We start from the raw sequence: 3,812 nt of genomic DNA on the forward strand, positions 1-3,812 counted from the left end.
CAACGAGAGCGCCTCGATCGCCGTCGTGCTGGCCGAGGTGCTCGAGAGTCTCCCTGACGCGGACGTGCTCGTCGTCGACGACGGCTCGCGCGACGACACCGCCGCCATCGCACGCCGGTTTCCCGTGCAGGTCGCCTCCCACCCGTTCAACGTCGGGGTGGGTGGCGCGATGCGCACCGGATTCCGGTATGCGTCCCAGCACGGGTACGACGTCGTCGTGCAGGTCGATGCCGACGGACAGCACGTCGCCGGGCAGGCACTGGCCCTCGTGGCGGCGACGCACACGGCCGATGTCGTCATCGGCAGCAGGTTCGCCTCGGGTCAGGAGTACCAGCTGCACGCGCTGCGTTTCGCCTCTATGCGCGTCGTCGCGGGGCTCATGAGCCGCGTCGTCCGAGCGCCGCTGACCGACTCCACCTCGGGGTTCCGGGCCTTCTCGCGCACAGCGGTCGAGCTCTTCGCGCAGCACTATCCCTGCGAGTATCTCGGCGACACCGTCGAGTCGCTCGTCCTTGCACGGCGCGCAGGCTTGCGGGTCGTGGAGGTGCCCGTGTCGATGCGTCAACGCCTCGGCGGGACGCCGAGCCAGAGCACGCTGTCGTCGATGGGGTACGCGGGCCGTGCCGTGGCCACCATCTTCCTGGGGCTCGTCCGACCTCTGCCGGTCCTGACGGGAGCCGTGCGATGACCGGCGGCTTCGGCTTCGCCCTGGCGGGCGCGGCCGTCATCGTCCTCACCATCTTCGAGATGGTCCGGCGCCGCTACATCCGTGGGCGCTTCGCAGCCACGTGGACGGTTGTAGGCCTCGTCACGACCCTGATGGCCCTGGCACCGGGTTTCCTGGACTGGGCAGCCCGGGTCACGGGTGTGGCCATACCGCTGAACCTGCTCTTCTTCATCGGCTTCGTGGGCCTGCTGCTCATCCTGATCCAGCTGACCGCGGAGGTCGGACGCCTCGAGAAGAAGCTGCTTCGCGTCGCGGAGGAGTCGGCGCTGCAGAGGCTGGAGGCCGAGTCGAAGCGGCACCCGGCGGCATCTGATACTCCCGCCTCTCGCGACTGACCGCAGCACGCTGAGAGGCGAAGCTGTCAGTGGGTCCGCAGGGATTCGACGTACGCGGCGTAGGTCTGGGCCAGTCCGTCGCGCAAAGGGATCCGGGCGTGCCAACCCAGCGCCTGGAGGCGCGAAACGTCGAGCAGCTTGCGCGGCGTGCCATCCGGCTTGCTCGTGTCCCAGGTGATGCGGCCCTCGAACCCGACGGTCTGGGCAACGAGATCGGCTAGCTCACGGACGGTGAGATCGCGTCCGGTACCGACGTTGATGGGAGCCGGCTCGTCGTAGGTCTCGAGAAGGTGGACGACTGCCGAGGCGAGGTCGTCCACGTGGAGGAACTCGCGAAGCGGTGAGCCGGTGCCCCAGTTCGTCACCGACGACGCGTTGTTCTGGACGGCCTCGTGGAACCGCCGGATCAAGGCGGCGAGGACGTGCGAAGTTTCCGGGTCGTAGTTGTCACCCGGCCCGTAGAGGTTGGTCGGCATGGCGCTGATCCATCGGTGCCCGTACTCACGACGCATGGCCTGAATGTGCATGATCCCGGCGATCTTCGCGATGGCATACGCGTCGTTCGTCGGCTCCAGCGAGCCGGTGAGCAGGGAGGACTCCGCAATCGGCTGTTCGGCGAACTTGGGGTAGATGCACGACGATCCGAGGAAGAGCAACCGCTCGACACCGCTCGCGTGGGCGGCGTCCAGGACGTTGACCTGCATGCGGACGTTGTCCGACAGGAACTCCACCGGGTGGGTGCTGTTCGCGAGGATGCCGCCCACGCGGGCCGCGGCCATGACGACGTACCTCGGCCGCGCATGCTCGAAGAAGGCGAGCACGGCTTCGCGATCACGAAGATCGAGCTCGCCGGAGGTGCGCCCCACTAGATCTGTGAAGCCGTCGCGTTCCAACCGGCGCCACACGGCGGATCCGGCCAGACCGCGATGGCCCGCGACGTAGAACGTCGCGTCCCGGTCAAGCGCTCCGCCGTCGCCGCCGCTCACGCCTGCCGCTTCCGGCGGGCCCGCCGCGACAGCTGGTCCGAGACGACGTTGATCGCCAGCCGCACCGGCCGCTCCCACACGAAGGCGAATGGTCGGACGGCGCTGGGGAGGTGCCGTCTCCGGACGGAGTCGCCCTCGGAGATCGACACGTCGCGGTTGGCGACCGTGAGAGCGTCGGGGTGCCACCGATACTTGGCGACGCGCTCCTGGGTGCTGACGAAACGACCCAGACCACGCAGGCGCAGGAACATGTCGAGGTCCATCACGAAACGCAGGCCCTCGTCGTACGGCCCGACAGACCGCATCGCCGACAACCGGGTGAGCGAGGCCGGTTGCGGAATGAGGTCCGGTCCCCACGCCAACACGCGTCTGGCCCACCTGCCGGCGCGACTGACGGCGAACACCTGCCCCCGGTCGTCCATGTAGTCGCACGCACCGAATGCGACGACGGCGCCTTCATCGGCCTCCAGCATGTCGACCAGCGTGCGCAGGCCGCCCGGGTGCAGCTCGTCGTCGTCACCGATCCACGAGAAGTACCGCTCGCCGTTGGCAGCCGCGATGCCGACGTTCACGGCGGCGGACAGCCCGCGTCTGGGGTCGTCGACGATCACGGCGCCATAGTCCGACGCGATGCGTCGCGCCTCATCCGCGGTCGGTGGGACGATCACGACGAGCGTCGTGTCGACTCCCTCCTGGGCACGCACGCTGGCGAGCGCAGGACCCAGGGTGTCGACCCGTTCGCCTAAGGTCGGGACGACCGCGAGCACCGAACGGCCGTCAGTCATGCGCCCACGCCCGGTGGACCCACGGGGACCCTTCGGTCTGGAGTGCCTCCACATCGGCGTCGACCATGATGCGAGCGAGGTCGGGAGTGTGGACCTTCGGGACCCAGCCGAGCGTCGCCTCAGCGGCCGACGCGTCGCCGATGAGCGCGTCGACCTCGGTCGGGCGAAGGTAGCGCTCGTCGAAGCGGACGTACTTCTCCCAGTCCAGATCTGCATGGTCGAACGCGAACTGAACGAAGTCACGCACGGAGTACGCGCTCCCGGTCGCCACGACATAGTCGCGCGGCTCGTCGTGCTGGAGCATGAGCCACATCGCCTCGACGAACTCCGGCGAGTAGCCCCAGTCGCGCACTGCGTCCAGGTTGCCGAGGTAGAGCTCGTCCTGCAGCCCGGCCTTGATGCGCGCGACGGCCCGGGTGACCTTGCGCGTCACGAAGGTCTCACCGCGGCGGGGGCTCTCGTGGTTGAAGAGGATGCCGTTGACGGCGAACATCCCGTAGGCCTCGCGGTAGTTGCGGGTGACCCAGTAGCTGTAGACCTTCGCCGCCCCGTACGGGCTGCGCGGGTAGAAGGGCGTCTCCTCGTTCTGCGGCGGAGGGGCGGCGCCGAACATCTCCGAGCTCGACGCTTGGTAGAAGCGGCACTGAAGGCCGATCATGCGAATCGCCTCGAGCAGCCGGATCGTGCCGAGGCCGGTCGTGTCACCGGTGTACTCGGGCTCGTCGAAGCTGACCCGCACGTGAGACTGGGCGGCCAGGTGGTAGACCTCGTCGGGACGAACCTGTGCGAGCAGTGTCACCAGGCGTGACCCGTCGGTGATGTCGCCGTAGTGCAGGAAGAGCTTCGCCTCGGACTCGTGGGGGTCGACATAGAGGTGGTCGATGCGCGATGTGTTGAACGTGGACGCGCGTCGGATGAGGCCGTGGACCTCATACCCCTTCGACAGCAGAAGCTCCGCGAGATAGGAGCCGTCCTGGCC

Annotated in this window: 5 protein-coding genes; 2 read left to right on the forward strand and 3 right to left on the reverse strand. The window is 68.2% G+C overall.

Annotation, left to right across the window (positions count from 1 at the left end; all coding sequences use genetic code 11):
- Positions 1–688 (forward strand): glycosyltransferase family 2 protein (locus tag ACPYOM_RS21185; RefSeq protein WP_481347467.1); only part of this gene is annotated, 688 nt, incomplete at its 5' end.
- The gene (locus tag ACPYOM_RS21190; RefSeq protein ID WP_481347468.1) at positions 685–1,062 is read left to right on the forward strand and encodes a DUF2304 domain-containing protein; all 378 of its coding nucleotides are present in this window, start codon (positions 685–687) and stop codon (positions 1,060–1,062) included. The genes ACPYOM_RS21185 and ACPYOM_RS21190, both read left to right, overlap by 4 nt.
- Before the next feature lie 26 nt (positions 1,063–1,088).
- On the opposite strand, the gene ACPYOM_RS21195 is transcribed toward ACPYOM_RS21190, so the two are convergent.
- From ACPYOM_RS21195 to gmd, 3 genes are all read right to left on the reverse strand, one after another.
- A complete protein-coding gene (locus ACPYOM_RS21195) occupies positions 1,089–2,048 on the reverse strand; it encodes a GDP-L-fucose synthase family protein (RefSeq protein ID WP_481347469.1) in 960 nt (319 codons plus the stop codon).
- Positions 2,045–2,833 carry a glycosyltransferase gene (locus tag ACPYOM_RS21200; protein ID WP_481347470.1) on the reverse strand — a complete coding sequence of 263 codons (789 nt, stop codon included), beginning with the start codon at positions 2,831–2,833 and terminating at the stop codon, positions 2,045–2,047. Before ACPYOM_RS21200 ends, ACPYOM_RS21195 begins: the two co-directional genes overlap by 4 nt.
- On the reverse strand, positions 2,826–3,812 hold a 987-nt coding region (gmd, locus tag ACPYOM_RS21205), incomplete at its 5' end, for a GDP-mannose 4,6-dehydratase (protein ID WP_481347471.1). The genes gmd and ACPYOM_RS21200, both read right to left, overlap by 8 nt.

The organism is Monashia sp. HAY1-2A (assembly GCF_056755315.1).

Bases quoted from the DNA above. Each gene is read 5' to 3' on its own strand.
- ACPYOM_RS21190 (WP_481347468.1), top strand. From the start codon at position 685: ATGACCGGCGGCTTCGGCTTCGCCCTGGCGGGCGCGGCCGTCATCGTC.
- ACPYOM_RS21200 (WP_481347470.1), bottom strand. From the start codon at position 2,833: ATGACTGACGGCCGTTCGGTGCTCGCGGTCGTCCCGACCTTAGGCGAA.